The 15930-nt window shown below is 67.6% G+C and carries 16 protein-coding genes; 14 read left to right on the forward strand and 2 right to left on the reverse strand.

Annotation, left to right across the window (positions count from 1 at the left end; genetic code table 11):
- Positions 1–125 precede the first annotated feature (125 nt).
- Complete coding sequence (locus ACUZUJ_RS12930; RefSeq protein ID WP_101765650.1) at positions 126–1106, reverse strand: AraC family transcriptional regulator; 981 nt, start codon at positions 1104–1106, stop codon at positions 126–128.
- Positions 1107–1798: 692 nt separating this feature from the next.
- Between ACUZUJ_RS12930 and ACUZUJ_RS12935 the strand changes: the two genes are divergently transcribed.
- The 13 genes from ACUZUJ_RS12935 to ACUZUJ_RS12995 all read left to right on the forward strand — a co-directional run bounded on the left by ACUZUJ_RS12935 (position 1799) and on the right by ACUZUJ_RS12995 (position 14393).
- Entirely contained in the window at positions 1799–1987 is a 189-nt protein-coding gene (locus ACUZUJ_RS12935; RefSeq protein WP_014037517.1) for a Flp family type IVb pilin, read from the forward strand.
- 89 nt (positions 1988–2076) lie between these two features.
- A complete protein-coding gene (locus tag ACUZUJ_RS12940) occupies positions 2077–2622 on the forward strand; it encodes an A24 family peptidase (protein WP_164116709.1) in 546 nt (181 codons plus the stop codon).
- The gene (locus tag ACUZUJ_RS12945) at positions 2619–3095 is read left to right on the forward strand and encodes a TadE/TadG family type IV pilus assembly protein (RefSeq protein WP_135967333.1); all 477 of its coding nucleotides are present in this window, start codon (positions 2619–2621) and stop codon (positions 3093–3095) included. Before ACUZUJ_RS12940 ends, ACUZUJ_RS12945 begins: the two co-directional genes overlap by 4 nt.
- A gap of 25 nt (positions 3096–3120) precedes the next feature.
- Complete coding sequence (gene cpaB, locus ACUZUJ_RS12950) at positions 3121–4155, forward strand: Flp pilus assembly protein CpaB (RefSeq protein WP_135967332.1); 1035 nt, start codon at positions 3121–3123, stop codon at positions 4153–4155.
- 18 nt (positions 4156–4173) lie between these two features.
- A complete protein-coding gene (locus tag ACUZUJ_RS12955; protein ID WP_049443371.1) occupies positions 4174–5532 on the forward strand; it encodes a type II and III secretion system protein family protein in 1359 nt (452 codons plus the stop codon).
- 27 nt (positions 5533–5559) lie between these two features.
- The gene (locus tag ACUZUJ_RS12960) at positions 5560–6816 is read left to right on the forward strand and encodes a CpaE/TadZ family protein (RefSeq protein ID WP_049443370.1); all 1257 of its coding nucleotides are present in this window, start codon (positions 5560–5562) and stop codon (positions 6814–6816) included.
- Positions 6801–8150, forward strand: coding sequence for a TadA family conjugal transfer-associated ATPase (locus ACUZUJ_RS12965; RefSeq protein WP_049443369.1), 1350 nt, complete (start codon positions 6801–6803; stop codon positions 8148–8150). The genes ACUZUJ_RS12960 and ACUZUJ_RS12965 overlap by 16 nt, the downstream gene beginning before the upstream one ends.
- 2 nt (positions 8151–8152) lie before the next feature.
- Complete coding sequence (locus ACUZUJ_RS12970) at positions 8153–9109, forward strand: type II secretion system F family protein (RefSeq protein WP_049443368.1); 957 nt, start codon at positions 8153–8155, stop codon at positions 9107–9109.
- A gap of 28 nt (positions 9110–9137) precedes the next feature.
- Positions 9138–10073 carry a type II secretion system F family protein gene (locus ACUZUJ_RS12975; RefSeq protein ID WP_075677882.1) on the forward strand — a complete coding sequence of 312 codons (936 nt, stop codon included), beginning with the start codon at positions 9138–9140 and terminating at the stop codon, positions 10071–10073.
- Complete coding sequence (locus tag ACUZUJ_RS12980; RefSeq protein WP_049443366.1) at positions 10073–10963, forward strand: tetratricopeptide repeat protein; 891 nt, start codon at positions 10073–10075, stop codon at positions 10961–10963. Before ACUZUJ_RS12975 ends, ACUZUJ_RS12980 begins: the two co-directional genes overlap by 1 nt.
- Entirely contained in the window at positions 10960–11421 is a 462-nt protein-coding gene (locus tag ACUZUJ_RS12985; RefSeq protein ID WP_049443365.1) for a DUF3613 domain-containing protein, read from the forward strand. The genes ACUZUJ_RS12980 and ACUZUJ_RS12985 overlap by 4 nt, the downstream gene beginning before the upstream one ends.
- Before the next feature lie 8 nt (positions 11422–11429).
- Entirely contained in the window at positions 11430–13583 is a 2154-nt protein-coding gene (locus tag ACUZUJ_RS12990; RefSeq protein WP_458220537.1) for a TadG family pilus assembly protein, read from the forward strand.
- A 105-nt stretch (positions 13584–13688) separates the two neighbouring features.
- On the forward strand, positions 13689–14393 hold the full coding sequence (locus tag ACUZUJ_RS12995) for a DUF2968 domain-containing protein (protein WP_049443363.1): 705 nt from the start codon (positions 13689–13691) through the stop codon (positions 14391–14393).
- 75 nt (positions 14394–14468) lie between these two features.
- Here the strand turns inward: ACUZUJ_RS12995 and ACUZUJ_RS13000 are convergent, their stop codons facing one another.
- A complete protein-coding gene (locus ACUZUJ_RS13000) occupies positions 14469–14855 on the reverse strand; it encodes a hypothetical protein (RefSeq protein ID WP_049443362.1) in 387 nt (128 codons plus the stop codon).
- A 186-nt stretch (positions 14856–15041) separates the two neighbouring features.
- On the opposite strand from ACUZUJ_RS13000, the gene ACUZUJ_RS13005 reads away from it, so the two are divergent.
- Positions 15042–15866, forward strand: coding sequence for an alpha/beta fold hydrolase (locus ACUZUJ_RS13005; protein WP_049443361.1), 825 nt, complete (start codon positions 15042–15044; stop codon positions 15864–15866).
- The last annotated feature ends 64 nt before the right edge of the window (positions 15867–15930 follow it).

A 15930-nucleotide genomic window follows, 5' to 3' on the forward strand; every position in this document is an offset into this window, starting at 1 on the left:
CAATCGCGCATTCCGGCAAATCCACGGCCGGAATCGGCAGCCGTTTATGCAGAAGCGGCAACATGATCGGCAAGCGGATATGCAATTCCGGCATGAACGCCGCGGAAACCCTTGCGGGGCTTGGCTCAGGCCGGCTGGCCGATCTGCGCGGGCGCGCGCATCAGGGTATCGCGCGGCAGTTCGCCGAATACCTTGCGGTAATTGTCGGCGAAGCGCGAAAGGTCCCACAGGCCGCAGCTGAGGGCGATGGCTTTCACCGAACGACGGCTGGAATCTGCCATCGACAGGCTGCGGCAGGCCGCGCACAGGCGCAGCATGGAGAGATAGCGGTTCGGCGAGGTTCCAAACAGGTCTTCGAACGCATAGCGCAGGCCGCGCTCGCTGACGCCGGCGGCATCGCAGATCTCATTCATGTAAATATTGCGGCGCAGGTTGAGCCGCATGAAGTTCTCTGCTCGCTGCGCGATCAGATAATGCGTGCGCCGTGCACGGCTGCAGCCCGGGCGATCCGCCACACCGGCGCCCAGAAGGGCCTGCACATGCTCGTGCAACAGGGTTTCAGTTTCTTCCGGCTGCAGGCCTGCACCCTGCCCCAGCTGCAGATGCAGCTGCTGGTAGTGGCGTGCCAGCGGCGCGGCTTCGCTGGCCAGGTTGAACAGCGACAGTGCCTGGCCAGCGGGAGGCGTGCTGCGCAGGCTCAGTTCGGTCAGCTTGCGCTGCACCCGTGCCACCGGCACCAGCATCAGGGTCATGTGCGTGCCCGGGCTCAGGGTGAACTCACTGATGCCCTCCGGCATGATCGTCAACGCCATGCCCGGCGTGAGCGGTACGCCATGGCACCAGCTCAGCGTCTCATCGGTGGCGTGCAGATATCCCAGCATCGCCCAGTCCGGTGGCAGCATGAAACGGCCACGGCAATGGAAACCGCAACTGATGCTGCAGAACAGGGCTTCCTCGTGCACGCGCGAAGCGAATGCCGCACGTGGCCCATTGCCATCGAGCAGCAGCAGTTCGACATCACAGACACGAAGCACGCCGCTCAGCGTGGCCAGGTCTATCGACCGCAGGCCGCTGTCGTCGCTGTCTCCTACCCCACCATCGACCATGACAGTGTTGTCCCCCGTTGATCCGCCATGCGATGCGGCCCCCACTGCCTGACAGGGCGCGCATCGATCCATTAACCACTTCCGATGCCGTGCCGGCCGCAACCGCTTCGATGCGACCGACCAGGGAAATGCAATAGCTTGAATGCGAGTATGCCCAATAATCCGCAAAGGTAAACCCGCAGACTTAAATGATAAAAATAGATACACAGGTGAAGAAAATGTCGGAACGAGTGGCACGGTTTTCGCATGCACCAGGAAAGCGAATCACATTATCTACACGACCATGAATCGTTTTGCCTGAGAACGGATTTTCGTCACAGAAGCAATCTTAAATTTTCAGGTTTTCGGAGTTTCTGCCGAATTTGCATATAGGTTCCAGTTGCAGCCAACCGCCATTCAGGCAAAGTCGATATCACGGTGATCCGGCCATCTGATCTGGCCGCACCCAGGGGGACAGCATGACCACGCACGCATCACTGGATGCCTCGACCACCGGCCCCGCGCCGTGCGGTCGCGACCGTGCGGCCAATGTCCCGCCTGGAGACGATCACCCTGCTTGAGCACAGCGGGTGCAACCCGCCGTGCCTCCTCCGCCAGGACGCGCGGAGGCCCACGGACGATCCCGGCGGAGCCGGGCCACCGCCCAACGCAGGTGTACTGCATCCGCAGACAGGTAGAGGGAGACATTGGTCATGAACGCATCGATCCGCAAATTCCTGAAGGAAGAAGACGGCGTCACCGCGCTCGAGTACGGGCTGCTGGCTGCCGTCATCGCCGGCATCCTGATCGCGGTCGGCAACGACCAGATCAAGGGGTTCTTCGAAACGCTGTTCAAGAACCTCTCCGCACTGGCCACCAAGGCGTCGGGCTCGACGACCTAAGCGGCGACCGCGCGCGGCCGGCATGGCCGCGACGGCGGGGCGCATGGAACCAGGCGAAGACCGTCCAGTGACGGACGATGGAGTGTGCGATGACACTGCTGGGATTGTTGGCCATCGGCGTGTGCCTGCGGATCGCGATCAGTGATCTGTATGCCCGTCGGGTGCCCAACGCCTGGCTGATCGCTGCATGCGTGATCGCCACCGTGGTGATCGTCGCCGGCCAGTTCAGCGCGCCGCGCCAGCCGTGGCTGCCCCACGTTGCCGGCGCGGCGCTCGGCCTGGTGGCGCTGCTGCCGTTCTATGCCCTGCGCTGGATGGGCGCCGGCGACGTGAAGTTCTTCGCCGTGCTGGGGCTGATGCTGGGCTGGCAGGCGCTGCTGCCGGTCTGGCTGGTGGCCAGCCTCGCCGCCGGGCTGCACGCCGTGCTGGTGCTGGCTGGCCGACGCCTGGGCGTGTTGCTGCCCGGCCACCTGCAGATGCAGGTCAATCGCACCAGCACGCAATGGCAGACGCATCCGGCCCTTCGCGACATGCAGGCCGCCCGCCAGGGACGACGTGGCATTCCCTATGCAGCCTACCTGGCACTCGCCGCCATCGGCTGGGTGCTGGCCAGCATCTACGGAGGTGCACCATGAACATCCGCAGCCCACGCCTGCAACGCGGCGTCGCCAGCATCGAGTTCGCGCTGATGCTGATGCTCGGCCTGTTGCCGCTGCTGCTGTTCACCTTCTCCGGGGTGATGATCATGGCGGCGCAACAGACCCTGGCCACCGCCTCGGCCGAAGGCGCGCGCGCCTCGCTGCGTTACGGCACGGCGGGCGAGCGGCGCACTGCCGCCTGCGTCGCCGCACGCACCTCGATGCAATGGCTGCTGCAGTTTTCCAAGCAGAACGTGGACTGCAGCGCGGGGGGCAGCAACGCCATCGTGGTGTCGCCGCAGGCGCCCTGCGCCGGCCTGGCCACGGCCCAGTGCATGACCGTGACGGTCAGCTATGACTACGCCAGCTATCCCTTCCTGCCCGGCACCGCCACGCTCTACAAGTGGGTGATGCAGGCTCCCATCCGCAGCGTCGCGGTCGCCCAGCTCGATCTCGGCAGCGGCAATTGATGATCGGTACATTGGAGACGGTTCCATGCTCAAGTTGACCCGCATCGCTGCCGTCGCCCTGATCGGCCTGGCCGTGCTGCTGGCGCTGATCGCCTTCATGATCGGGCGCAAACCAGCCGCGCCGGTCACGGTCGCGCCAATCGCGCACAACGAGGCGCAGGCCATCACGGTGGTGGAAGCCGTGGCACGCCTGCCAGCGGGCGAGCCGATCAGCGCCAATGGCCTGCGCCTGGCGCAGCGCACCTCACCCGTCGCCGGTGCCGCCACCAGCATCGCCGCCGTGGTCGGCAAGGTGCCGGTGCAGGACATCGCCGAAGGCAGCCCGATCAGCAGCAGCGCATTGGCACAGGGCTTCTCGCTGCAGCTGCGGCCGGGCGAGCGCGCACTGGCCGTGCCCGTGGACGAACTGGTCGGCGCCGGCAACCGCATCCTTCCCGGTGACTTCGTCGACGTCTTCCTCAACCTGCGCAATGCCCAGCCCAGCATCAACAGCCCCGCCGAAGCCGCGCAGACGCGCCTGCTGCTGTCGCGCCTGCGCGTGCTGAGCTATGGCCAGCAGGACATCGCGCCAGTCGCCTCAGAGGCCACCTCCAATAGCGGGGCCGACACCCGCAACGACCCGCGCGCGGCCGACATCACCGGCAGTGGCGGCAGCCACAGCAGCAATGAAGCCCCGCAACCCGCGCGCAGCGCGGTGCTGGCGGTACCGGTGGCCGACGCCAATCGGCTGCTGCTGGGTGCACAGCAGGGCAAGCTGTTCCTGGCGCTGCGCAATCCCGCCGATACCGGTCTGCCCGACCTGGCGCTGTTCCCGCAGTCGCGCGGCGTGATCGATCCGCTGCGTGGGCTCGACGCGGAGCAGCAGCTGGCACTGCAGCGCCCGGAGAACCACGCCTTCGCCGGTATAGACGGCGACGCGCTGGCGGGCCGCAGCAGCGCCCCGCCACGCAGCAACGCGGATGCACCCGCGCGTGCGCCGGCGCCCCGCCGCAGCGCCCCGCGCGCGTCGGGCATCGAGATCATCCGTGGCGACAGTTCCGCCCCCCGTGGCTCCCTTTGACCTGCATCGAGCGCATCCATGACCGAACGTCGCCGCCGTCCACGCATCTCCCCCCGCCAGCGCTGGCTGGCCCTGCTGCTGGTGCTGCTGGCGCCGGCAACGAGCGTGGCCGCCGATGACCTGGTGCTGCAAGCCCGTGAGCAGCGTCCCTGGAACCTTCCGGCCGACCTGGAGCGGGTGGCCATTGCCGACCCCGGCGTGGCCGACATCGTGATGCTGCGTGGCCAGCGCCAGGCGCTGCTGGTGGGCAAGATGCCCGGCACCACCACCCTGTTGCTGTGGCACCGCAAGCAGGCCGAGCCGCAACGGGTGACGGTACGGGTGCAGAGCGCCGTACAGGGTGCTGCCAGCACCGGCGGCAATGATCTGGTGTTCACCCAGCAGGACCAGCAGGGCCTGTTGCAGGGAAGCACCGACAGTGTGCTCTCGCACATGCAGGAACAACGCACGGCGGCGATGGCACTGGGCAAGGACGGTGTGCTTGCCGATACGTCCACCATCAGCAGCGGCGGGGTGGTCCAGGTCGAGGTCAAGGTGGTCGAGTTCAACAAGACCGCGATGAAGCAGATCGGCATCAACTTCCAGAACCGCAACGGCGGCTTCGCCTATGGCTTCGCGCGGCCCGGCACCGGGTTGCCGGGCAACACCGGCCTGCTGCCCGGCATGAAGGAAGGCAACAGCAGCAACGAGGCTGTGTCGCCGATCTCCTCTGCGTTCCGGCTGGTGTTCGGCTCGACCAAGGGCCTGTGGAACGCCGACGTCGAACTGCTGCAGAGCAATGGCATGGCCCGCGTGCTGGCCGAGCCGACACTGGTGGCGCTGTCCGGCCAAAGCGCCAGTTTCCTGGCCGGCGGCGAGCTGCCGATCCTGGAACCGCAGGGGCTTGGCACCACCACCATCACCTACAAGCCGTTCGGCATCGGCCTGACCGTGACCCCGACCGTGCTGGCGGCGAACCGCATCGCGCTGAAGGTGGCGCCCGAAGCGAGCGACCTGGACTACAGCAATTCCATCATGCTCAACAACGTGCAGATCCCCTCGATCACCACCCGCCGCGCCGACACCACGGTCGAGCTGGGCGATGGCGAGAGTTTCGTCATCGGCGGCCTGGTCAGCTCCAACATCGTCTCCAACGTCAGCAAGATTCCGCTGCTGGGCGACCTGCCGATCATCGGTTCGTTCTTCCGCAACTTCGATTACAAGCGCCAGGACAAGGAGCTGGTGATCATCGTCACCCCGCGCCTGGTGCAACCCCTGGCGCGCAACACCGAACTGCCGCTGCCCGGCGAGCGCGAAGCCAAGCCGCATCTCCCCGAGTGGGGTTCCTGGCTGCTGGGTCCGGTCAGCCAGGACCCGGTGCCCGGTTTCTCGCGCTGACTCCCTGATGCCTGCGATACCACGCCCATGCCCTACGCCACTGCCCAGCCGCTGCATCCGCAAGGACCCCCGATGAACCTGGTCCTGTATGGCATGGATCGCGAACTGCTGCCCCGGCTGGCCGCCAAGCTGCCGCCGAGCACCGCCCTGCATTGGCAGGACAGCAACGCGCCCACCTCCGCGCAGGACCTGCAACGCGGCCCGCAGAGCCTGGTGCTGCTCGACTTCCGGCCCGAGCATGCGGCTGCCTCAAGCGTGCTGGCACAGCAGCTGCAGCAGACCCAACCCGACCTGCCCCTGGTGGCAGTGGGGGCCACCAGCGCCGGCCAGGTCGAAGGCGTGGTGATCGCACTGCGCGCTGGCCTGCGCGATGTACTGGACCTGGACAGTGACGACGCAGGCATCGAGGCGGCCCTGCGGCGCGCCCTGTCTCCGCGCCCGGCAGCGGTTGCCCAGCACGCGCACAAGGCACGCCTGATCGTGCTGCTGGGCGTGCGCGCCGGCGTCGGCACCAGCACCCTGGCCGCACATCTTTCGGTGCTGGCGCAGCAGGCGCGCGCCCTGGCCCAGGGCGAAGCCCTGCAGCAGGACGGCCTGCTGATGGAGCTGGCGCAACCCTCCGGTGACCTCGCGCTGTACCTCAATCTCGACAGCCGATTCCATTACGAAGACGCGCTGCGCAACGCCAGCCGCATCGATGCCACCCTCGCCCGCACGGCCATGGCGCGCCATGACTCCGGACTGGTGCTGCTGGATCGTGCCAGTGGCGGCGATGCCGTTCCGCCCTCCGATCCTGGCGCGCTGCTGCAACGCCTGCGCGGCGTGTTTGCCAGCGTGCTGTGCGACGCCGGCGGCTGCCCGCTGCGGCAGCTTCCGCCCCTGCTGCTGGACCAGGCTGACGAGATCTGGCTGGTCACCGATGCATCGATCGCCACGCTGGTCTCGTTGGACCAGGCGCTGAAGCACCTGGCGGGCCAGCGCGAGCGCGAGAAGCGCCTGCAGCTGGTGATCAACCGCCACGACGACAGCAGCGGCATGAGCCCGGAACAGATCGCGCGCCGCTTCGAAGTACCGCTGCTGGCGACGCTGCCCGAACGACCGCGCGTGCGCCTGGCCGCCAGCCAGGGCCACCTGCTGCTGCAGGATGCGCCGCGCGACCCCTATCTGCGTGCCCTCGCCCCGCTCGTGTCACGCCTGGATCCGGCCGCCTGCCCGGTCCAGCCGCATGGCCTGCGGGAAAGACTCTCCCTTGCCCTGGGTGGATCGCAATGGAAGACAAGGTAACCCCGTTCCCGCATGCCGTTGCCCGCCCGGTGCTGCCCGAAACTACCCCGGGCCACCTGCCGTTCGCGCAGACCGAGCAGTACCAGAAGGTGCTGTCGGCCGCGCATGAGCACCTGCTCAACAGCATCGAGGACGAGCGCATCGACATCGATTCCTGGGCCCCGGACACCATCGCCCGCTGGGTGCAGGTGCAGACCGTGGGCTTCATCCAGGAATGGCGCATCCCGATCAACGAGGAAGAGATGCAGGTGGTCGCCGAGGGCCTGGTCAAGGAGCTGACCGGTTTCGGCCCGCTCGACGACCTGCTCCACGACCCCTCCATCGAAGACATCCTGATCAACGGCTTCAAGGACGTGCACGTTTCGCAGGGCGGCCAGCTCAAGCGCGCCACCCAGCGCTTCACCGATGACACCCACCTGCTGCGCATCCTGCGTCGCATCCTCGCGCCGCTCGGCCGCCGGCTGGATGATTCCAACCCGATGGTCGACGCGCGGCTGCCCAACGGCGGCCGCCTCAACGCGATCATCTCGCCGCTGGCGGTGGACGGACCGATGGTGTCCATCCGCAAGTTCCGCAAGGACCCGTTCACCCCCGACGAGCTGCTCGCCAAGGGCACCTTCGATGCGCCGATGCAGGCCCTGCTGAAGGCGATGGTGCTGGGCCGCTGCAACATCCTGGTCTCCGGCGGCACCAGCTCGGGCAAGACCTCGCTGCTCAATGCCCTGGCCAGCTACGTGCCTGCCAACGAGCGCGTCATCACCGTGGAAGACACCGCCGAGCTTTCGCTGAACCATCCGCACGTGGTGCGCCTGGAGAGCCGCATCGGCGGCGCCGAGGGCCAGGGCGCGGTCAGCATCCGCGACCTGGTGCGCAACAGCCTGCGCATGCGCCCGGACCGCATCGTGGTCGGCGAAGTGCGTGGCGCCGAAGTGCTGGAAATGCTGCAGGCGATGAACACCGGCCATGACGGATCGATGGCCACCATCCACGCCAATACACCCCGCGACTGCCTGTACCGCATCGAGATGCTGGCCGGCTTTGCCGGCTTCCAGGGCAGCGAGGACAGCCTGCGCCGCCAGATCGCCAGCGCCATCGATTTCATCGTGCAGATCTCCCGGCTGGGCAGCGGGCGCCGGGTGCTGGTCTCGATCACCGAAATCACCGGGGTCAGCGACAACCTGATCACCACCCAGGAGATGTTCCGGCACGAGGTGCAGATCGACGGCAGCGGCCGCGAGACCGACCGCTGGATCGGCCTGGGCTTCCATCCGCATTCGCACAAGCTGGAGCCGTTCCGCCAAGAGCTGCGCGAATCACTCTACGGGGATTTCTGAGCATGGGTACCGGCCTGCTGCTGGGCGTGTTGAGCATCATCTCGGTGCTGCTGGCGCTGGCCGTCTGGCTGTGGGGCACCGCCAGCAGCCGCGAACAGCGCCAGGCCTCGTTGCAGCATGCCGAGCAGCAGCTGGCGCGCGGCAGCGCCGCCGGTGCGGTACCGGCCGGGCCCGCCGTTGCCGCAGCCAACGATTCCGCCCGCCCCGCCAGCAGTGGGAGCCGTGTACTGCCCTGGGACGGCGTGCTGCAGCGCGCCGGCCTGCAGCCGGGCTGGAAGCTGCCACTGATGCTGCTGGTGCCCGGCGTTGTGCTTGCGGTCGTCGCGGCGATGCGGCTGGGCACGGCCTGGATGTTTCCGCTGACCCTGCTGCTGTACCTGCTGGGCTGCTGGCTGTGGGTGATGCGCCGGATCACGAAACTGCGTGCGCAGCTGCTGCACCAGATGCCGGACTTCCTCGACAACCTGGTCCGCCTCACCGCGCTGGGCAACAGCCTGCAGGCCGCGTTCCAGGTCTCTTCGATGCAGACCAGCGCACCACTGCGTGGCCTGCTCGACACCACCGTGCGCTATGCGCGCAGCGGCATGGACCTGGATCGCGCGTTGAGCCTGGCCGCGCAGCCATATCGCATGGACGTGCTGAAGGTGCTGGCGGTGGTGATCGGGGTGAGCGTGCGCATCGGCGGCCGCGCCGACCAGATCCTGCAGCGCATGGGCGACTTCATGCGCGACCTGGAGCAGGCCCAGCAGGAGCTGGCCGCCACCACCTCGGAAACGCGCATGTCGGCCTGGGTGCTGGGGCTGCTGCCACCGGCCAGTGCGGTGCTGATGGCGATCTCCAGCCCGGCGTTCTTCCAGCCGGTGCTGCATGACCCGCTCGGCCACCGGATCCTGCTGATCGCACTGGGCCTGGAACTGCTCGGAGCGTTCCTGCTGTACCGCCTGGCCAAGTCGCTATGACCGCCCGCCGCCGCCACGGAGGTACCCGATGAGCGCCACCGCCTGGTTCGCTCTCTCACTGCTGGTGTTGGCGGCGGGTGTCGCCCTGCTCGGCATTGCCGGCTGGGTTCGCAGCCATCGCGAGCACCGCACCTCGGCCACGCTGAAGACCGCCCTGCAACCGCGCGACGAAGCCCGCGACAGCGAGGCCACCCGCCGCGACTCGCTGGGCTGGCTCGAGCGCTTCGGCCGCTCGCTCAGTGGTGGCCGCCTGGAGGCCGCGCTACTGGCCAACGAGGACAAGCTGCTGCTGGACCTGGCCGGCTGGAATACGCGCCGGGGCACGGCCATCTACCTGGGCCTGCGCCTGCTGCTTGCGCTGCTGGTGCTGGCCCTGGCGCTGGCGTTCAGCAGCGCGCACGGGCTGGCCAAGGTGATGGTGGTGATCGGTGCGCTGGCAGCCGGGCTGCTGCTGCCCAAGTTCGTGCTGTCGTCGTGGGTCAAGCGCCGCCGCCGCGCGGTCGAGAACGAGCTGCCCCTGCTGATCGACCTGCTGCGCCTGCTGCAGGGCGTGGGCTTCAGCATGGACCAGAGCCTGCAGACGCTGGGCGACAAGCTGCGCGATGCGCTGCCGGTACTGGGCGGCGAACTGCAGGAAGCGAACGTGGCCTACACCCACGGCCGCACCCGCGCACAGTCACTGCGTCGGTTGAGCGAGGTCTACGCCGATGACGACCTGACCAGCCTGATGCAGCTGATCCTGCAGGTGCATGCACACGGTGGCGCGGTGCAGGAACCGCTGCGCCAGTTCAGCATCCGCCTGCGCGAACAGCGCCGCAACACGTTGAAGGAAAAGGTCGGCAAGCTCTCGGTGAAGATGACCGTGGTGATGATGCTGACCCTGTTGCCGGCACTGATGCTGGTGCTTGCCGGTCCAGCGCTGGTCGCGCTGGCCACCACCATGTCCAAGATGGGATCGCCCTGATGCCTGCCCTGCGCACTTCCTGCCTGCTGCTTGCCGCCGCCCTCGCCGCCCTGGCCAGTGGCTGCGCCTCGACCACGCCGAAGTATGTGCGGGCGCCCAGCCTTGCGCCGCCGGAACCCGATCCGCAGGACAGCCGCAACGCCTATCTGGAACTGATCGAACGCATGCAGCAGCAGGGTGCCTGGTATGCCTCGCTTGCCCACGTGGAGGCCTTCCGCCAACGCTATGGTGATCGCCCCGCCCTGCGCCTGCTGCAGGCCGACGCACTGCGCGAGACCGGCCAGACCGACGCAGCGGTCGCGCTGTATCGCGAGCTGTCCAGCGGTCCGCAGGCCGCCGCTGCCGCCCATGGCCTGGGCCTGATCGCCGCACGCCGCGACGACGATGCCGGCAGCGAACAGGCGCTGGCGCGCGCCACGCAGTTGCAGCCCTTGAACACCGACTACCTGGGCGACCTGGGCTATGCGCGGCTGCGCGCCGGCCAGTTCGACCAGGCGCGCGAGCCGCTGGCCAAGGCCCTGGAGCTTTCGCCAGGCAACGCCAAGGCCACGGCCAATCTCGCACTGTGGGCGGTACTGCGCGGCGATCAGGCCACGGCAGAGCGCCTGTCGGAACAGGCCAACCTCAACGAGGAAACGCGCCGCAGCATCCAGCAACAGGCCCAGCAGATCCGCACGCGCCTGCAGCAGCGGCAGGCTGCGGCCACCGTCAACGCCCCGGCGCCTGCGCTCACGGCCAGCAGCGAACGCGGCGCCCGTGCATCGGGCAGCACCCGGCTGGCAGCCGAACCACGCCGCGAAGCACGTGACGAGCGCGATCCGCAGCGCCTGCCACCGTCGATGCTGGAACGCTTCAGCACCACCGATCACCCGACCGGAAGCACCCCATGACCGCGATGCGCCTGACCCGACGCCTGTTGCCCGTGCTGTCCTGCCTGCTTGCTGCCGGTGCCGCGCAGGCACAGCAACAGCCATTGACCGGACAGATGCTCGGTGGCCCCTTGCCGTCGGCACCGGCCGCAGCGCCGATGCAGGCCGAGCCGCTTCCCACCGTGGAGCTGTCCTCACCCGCCGCATCCGCAGCGGTGGCTGCGGCACCGCCGGCAATCCCCGCAACCGACGTTGCACCACCGGTAACACCGCGTGCGCGCCTGCAGAGCGGCGAAGCCACCCGCAACCTGTTCCGCCTGCAGGCGTCGGGGCAGCGGGCCGGCCAGCGCCTGCCGATCCTGGGTGACCAGGCCACGCTGAGCTATGCGCGTTACCTGAAGAGCTTTGAACACGAGATCCCGGACTTCTTTGAGACCGATGTTGCCCGGTCCAAGGACGCCTCCTCCTCCGGACGCTGAGGTCGGCCATGAAACGCCCACGCCAGTTCAGTTTCAGTCGCCCACGCGGCGGCATGTCGGTCACGATGATGCTGGTCATGCTGGCGCTGCTGGCCATGCTGGGCCTGATCGAGATCGGCTATCTGTTCTGGGCCAAGCGTGATGCGCAGAAGGTGGCCGACCTGGCCGCGCTGGCCGGCGCACAGCGGCTGGAGCTGTGCAGTGCGGACAACAGCGACAACAGCGCTGCCCGGCAAAGCGCGCTGGCCCAGAACAGGTTCGCAGGTACCCTGCAGATCCGCTGCGGCAACTGGAGTGCCAGCCGCGGCACCAGCAACCGTTTCGTCACCAGCGTTGATGCCAGCAACCCGCGCAATGCCGTGCAGGTGATCGCCGAGCGCAGCGTGCTGCCCTTCTTCGGCCAGAACACCAGCCTGCCGACCGTCAGCGTGCAGGCGGTAGCCCGCCGCTCGGAGCCCACGGCGGTGTTCGCGGTGGGCTCGCAGCTGCTGCGTACCAATGGCAATTCCGTACTGCTGTCGACCCTGCGCCTGGTCGGCCTGGACGTCACCAATGCCACGGTGCTGTCCTATGACGGCCTTGCCCAGGCCAACGTCACGCCATCCGGCCTGCTGAAGGCACTCAACATCCCGGTGAGCGCCAACCTCAGCGTGGCCGATTTCAACCGCCTGCTGTCGGTCAACAAGATCTCGCTGGCGCAGCTGGTCGATGCCACCGCCACCGTCGTCGGCCGTGACTCGACGGTGGGCGTGCAGCTGCGCGCCCTGTCCGACCTGGTCGCCACCCAGCTGGACATCAACAAGCTCAACATCGTGCTCGGCAGCCAGGCCGGCGGCGGTGGCCTGTTCGCGGAAGTTGTCTCACCCGACGGCACCGTCGGCAGCGCGCTGGAATCGAAGATCAACGTGCTCAACCTGATCAACACCGCCATCTCCATCGCCAACGATGGCAACGGCGTGACGATCAAGGGGCTGGACCTGCTGGGCATCAACATCCAGGGCGGCGTGGTCGAACCGCCATCGATCGCCATCGGCGGCGTCGGCACCCGTGCCTACAATGCGCAGGTGCGGTTGATGGTGGACGTGGACAGCAACAACCTGTTCGCGCTGGGGCCGCTGCTGAACCTGCTCGGCACGCGCCTGCACCTGCCGCTGCACGTCGACGTGGCCAACGGCATGGGCACGCTGACCGGCATCCAGTGCGGTGGCAACCCCCCCAAGGCCACCATCCAGGTCGATTCATCGGTGCTGCGTGCCTGCGTCGGCAACGTCGACCCCGCACAGCGCTTCTCCAAGGCCAATGTCTGCGACGCCACGCTGCAGAACGAGCAGCTGTTGAAGCTGCTGGGCCAGCCGCTGATCAACGACAAGATCACCCTGCCCGCGCTGACCAGCTCGCAGAACCTGACCCTGGCTGCCGGCGAGACCGGCTCGACCCGGATCAATCCGCTCGCGATCGGTGACGCGGTGTCGAGCCTGGTCAACGAACTGCTGCGGGTGCTGTCGGGCATGCTCAGCTCGCCCAAGCAGGGCATGAGCGCCAACGACACGGCCAAGGCACTGGCCGACCGCTACCTGCAGGCGGCGTTTCCGCCCAACACCCGCTATGACGTCGACAAGCTGATTCCCTTGCTGCGCGATGGCGATCCCAGCCGGCAGCTGGCACCGCTCAACAGCTGGACCGTACCGGGTGGCCTGCCTTACGCGTGCGGGCTGCTCAACCTCACCACCTGCCACAAGGATGGCCCGGTCTGGGATGCCCTCAGAGTCACGGTCACCGGCCAGGGCCTGGGCGTCCTCGACGGTCTGCTCGGCTCGCTGGTCGGCGGCCTGCTGATCAACCGTTGCGACAGCCTGCTCGGCAACCTGATCGACTACAACGGCTGCGTGCGCAACAACCTGGCGTCCTACATCCAGACCGCACCGGCGGGTTTCCTCGATGGTGCCGGTGGCAGCGGCGTCGCCAACCCCGACGGCAGCGTCAGCTGCAGCGGCCTGCTGTGTACGCTGCTGAAGCCGATCCTGGCCGCACTGCGGCCGGTGCTCAACAGTGTCGGCACCCTGCTGACCAACCTGCTGGCCAGCGTGCTGGGCCTGGAGCTGGGCCGGACCGACGTCAACGTGCAGTCGATCCAGTGCAGCGCCGCACAGCTGGTCTATTGAAATCGAGCCGTGACGGGCGCCCTTGGCGGCGCCCGCGCCCATGCTAGACTCCCGGCGGGGAACCACCTTCATCTCAACCCACACTCATCCGTGGATGGTCTAGACATGCGAGAAACTTCAGGGGGCGCGGTCTTCGCCCGGCACGCGCGCAGCGCGGCAGTGCTGGCCGTGGCCATGATGCTGGTGGCACCGGCGGCGATGGCCGCACGTGGCGACCGTGAGCCTGCAGCCGAACCGGCGCGCAGCGCGCCGGTGGTGCGCAACACCGTGGACGAGCTCAAGCAGTTGATGGATTCGCGCCAGCTGACCGAGCTGCGCACCACCTACAACGGCAACTACGGCGCCAGCCTGCTGTTCAATGCCAACACCCTGACCTACTACGTCGCCCTGTTCCAGGAGAAGAACTTCTGGCGGGTGATCAAGACCGATGCGGTGGACAACGCCGAACGTGTCTACCGCACCTTCGCGCAGCAGTCCGAGCAACTGGCCCAGGTCTACATCGACACCACCCGCCTGGAAGCCGGCAAGCGCTACACCGAGCGCCTGGTGGCCTACAACGAAGAACGCCTGCGTACCCTGCAGCAGGAAATGGAACAGCAGCAGGCGCAGTCGGCGCAGGTCAGCGCCGCCCTGCAGCAGGCCCAGCAGCAGGCCGTCAGCCTCAGCACCGATGTGCAGAGCACCAACAGCCAGCTGGATGCCCTGCAGCGCCGCATCCAGATCCTGCAGGCCGAACAGGGCAACCCGGAGTTGAGCCTGCCCAAGCCGGACAGCGTGCCCGCACCGGCCGCGGCCAGCGACGGTCGCTGAGACCTGCACCGACGGCATTCCGCGCAACGGCGCCCCAGGGCGCCGTTGTCGTTTTCGGCACTTCAGCACCCCACGTCACTGGCAGGCGCCATGGACCGCGTCATCCAGCTGCCGGCGCTGCACGAAATCCAGCCGTCGGCGCTTGAGCAGCGCCTGCTCGCGTTGGCGGCGTACACGCTCGCAGGCCGCCGCATCCGTGCTGATCGTGATCAACGCCCCCTGCGCCCGGGCGGCACGCCGCAGGCGACGCGACGGCTTCGGTGGCGTGACTGCGGGAACCACCGCACCGCGGGACAATGACTGCTCCGCCGGGACCTCCCAGCGCCACGCCGCACGGCCCTGGCAGGGTGTCTGCTGGTAGACCGGATGCGGTCCATCCACGCATTTGTAGACGTTGGTCTGCGCCGGCGCGGCTATCGGCAACAGCAGGCACACCATCAGGGACCATCGCGTGGCGGGCATCCGGGCATTCCACAGGCAGGCTGCGGACATCCTCGGCGAGCGACTCCGGTCCCGCCAGAGCGATATGCGTCACATCCTTTGCAATCCAGCACAGCGGTGCAAGTCCGTCGCCGGCACCTGCGCTGTACTGCCGGAGGCACCGGCAGCCTGCCGATGCCTTCCCTCCCTTCCGCCAAGGAACCTGCAATGAGCAACTTCGTCACCGTCGCCGACGGCGCCCGCATCTTCTACAAGGACTGGGGCACCGGCCAGCCGATCGTGTTCGCCCACGGCTGGCCGCTGTCTTCCGATGCCTGGGACCCGCAGATGCTGTTCATGGGCCAGAACGGCTACCGCGTGATCGCCCACGACCGCCGCAGCCACGGCCGTTCCAGCCAGACCTGGGACGGCAACAACATGGACACCTACGCCGACGACCTGGCTGCGGTGATCGAGGCGCTGGACCTGAAGGACGCGATCCTGGTCGGCCATTCCACCGGCGGCGGCGAAGTGGCCCACTACATCGGCCGCCATGGCAGCACACGCGTGGCCAAGGTGGTGCTGGTCGGTGCCGTACCGCCGCTGATGCTGAAGACCGCAGGCAATCCGGCCGGTACCCCGCTGGATGTCTTTGACGGCATCCGCAAGGGTACCGGCGGCGACCGCTCGCAGTTCTTCAAGGATCTGACCACCCCGTTCTTCGGTGCCAACCGCGATGGCAACACCGTCACCCAGGGCATGCGTGATTCGTTCTGGCTGCAGGGCATGCTCGGTGGCGTCAAGGGCCAGTACGACTGCGTGCACGAATTCTCGGAAGTGGACTACACCGAAGACCTGAAGAAGATCGACGTGCCGGCACTGGTCGTGCACGGCGACGACGACCAGATCGTCCCGTTCGATGCCTCGGCCAAGCTCTCCTCGCAGATCATCAAGGATGCCGAACTGAAGGTATACGCCGGTGCCCCGCACGGCCTGACCGTCACCCACGCCGAGCAGTTCAACGCCGACCTGCTGGCATTCGCACGCAGGTGATGTGCTGCGGCGGCGCCACCCAGCGCCGCCGCACAAAAAGGGGACGGAGGGGATTAAGTCGTTT

This window comes from Stenotrophomonas sp. S4 (assembly GCF_054187805.2).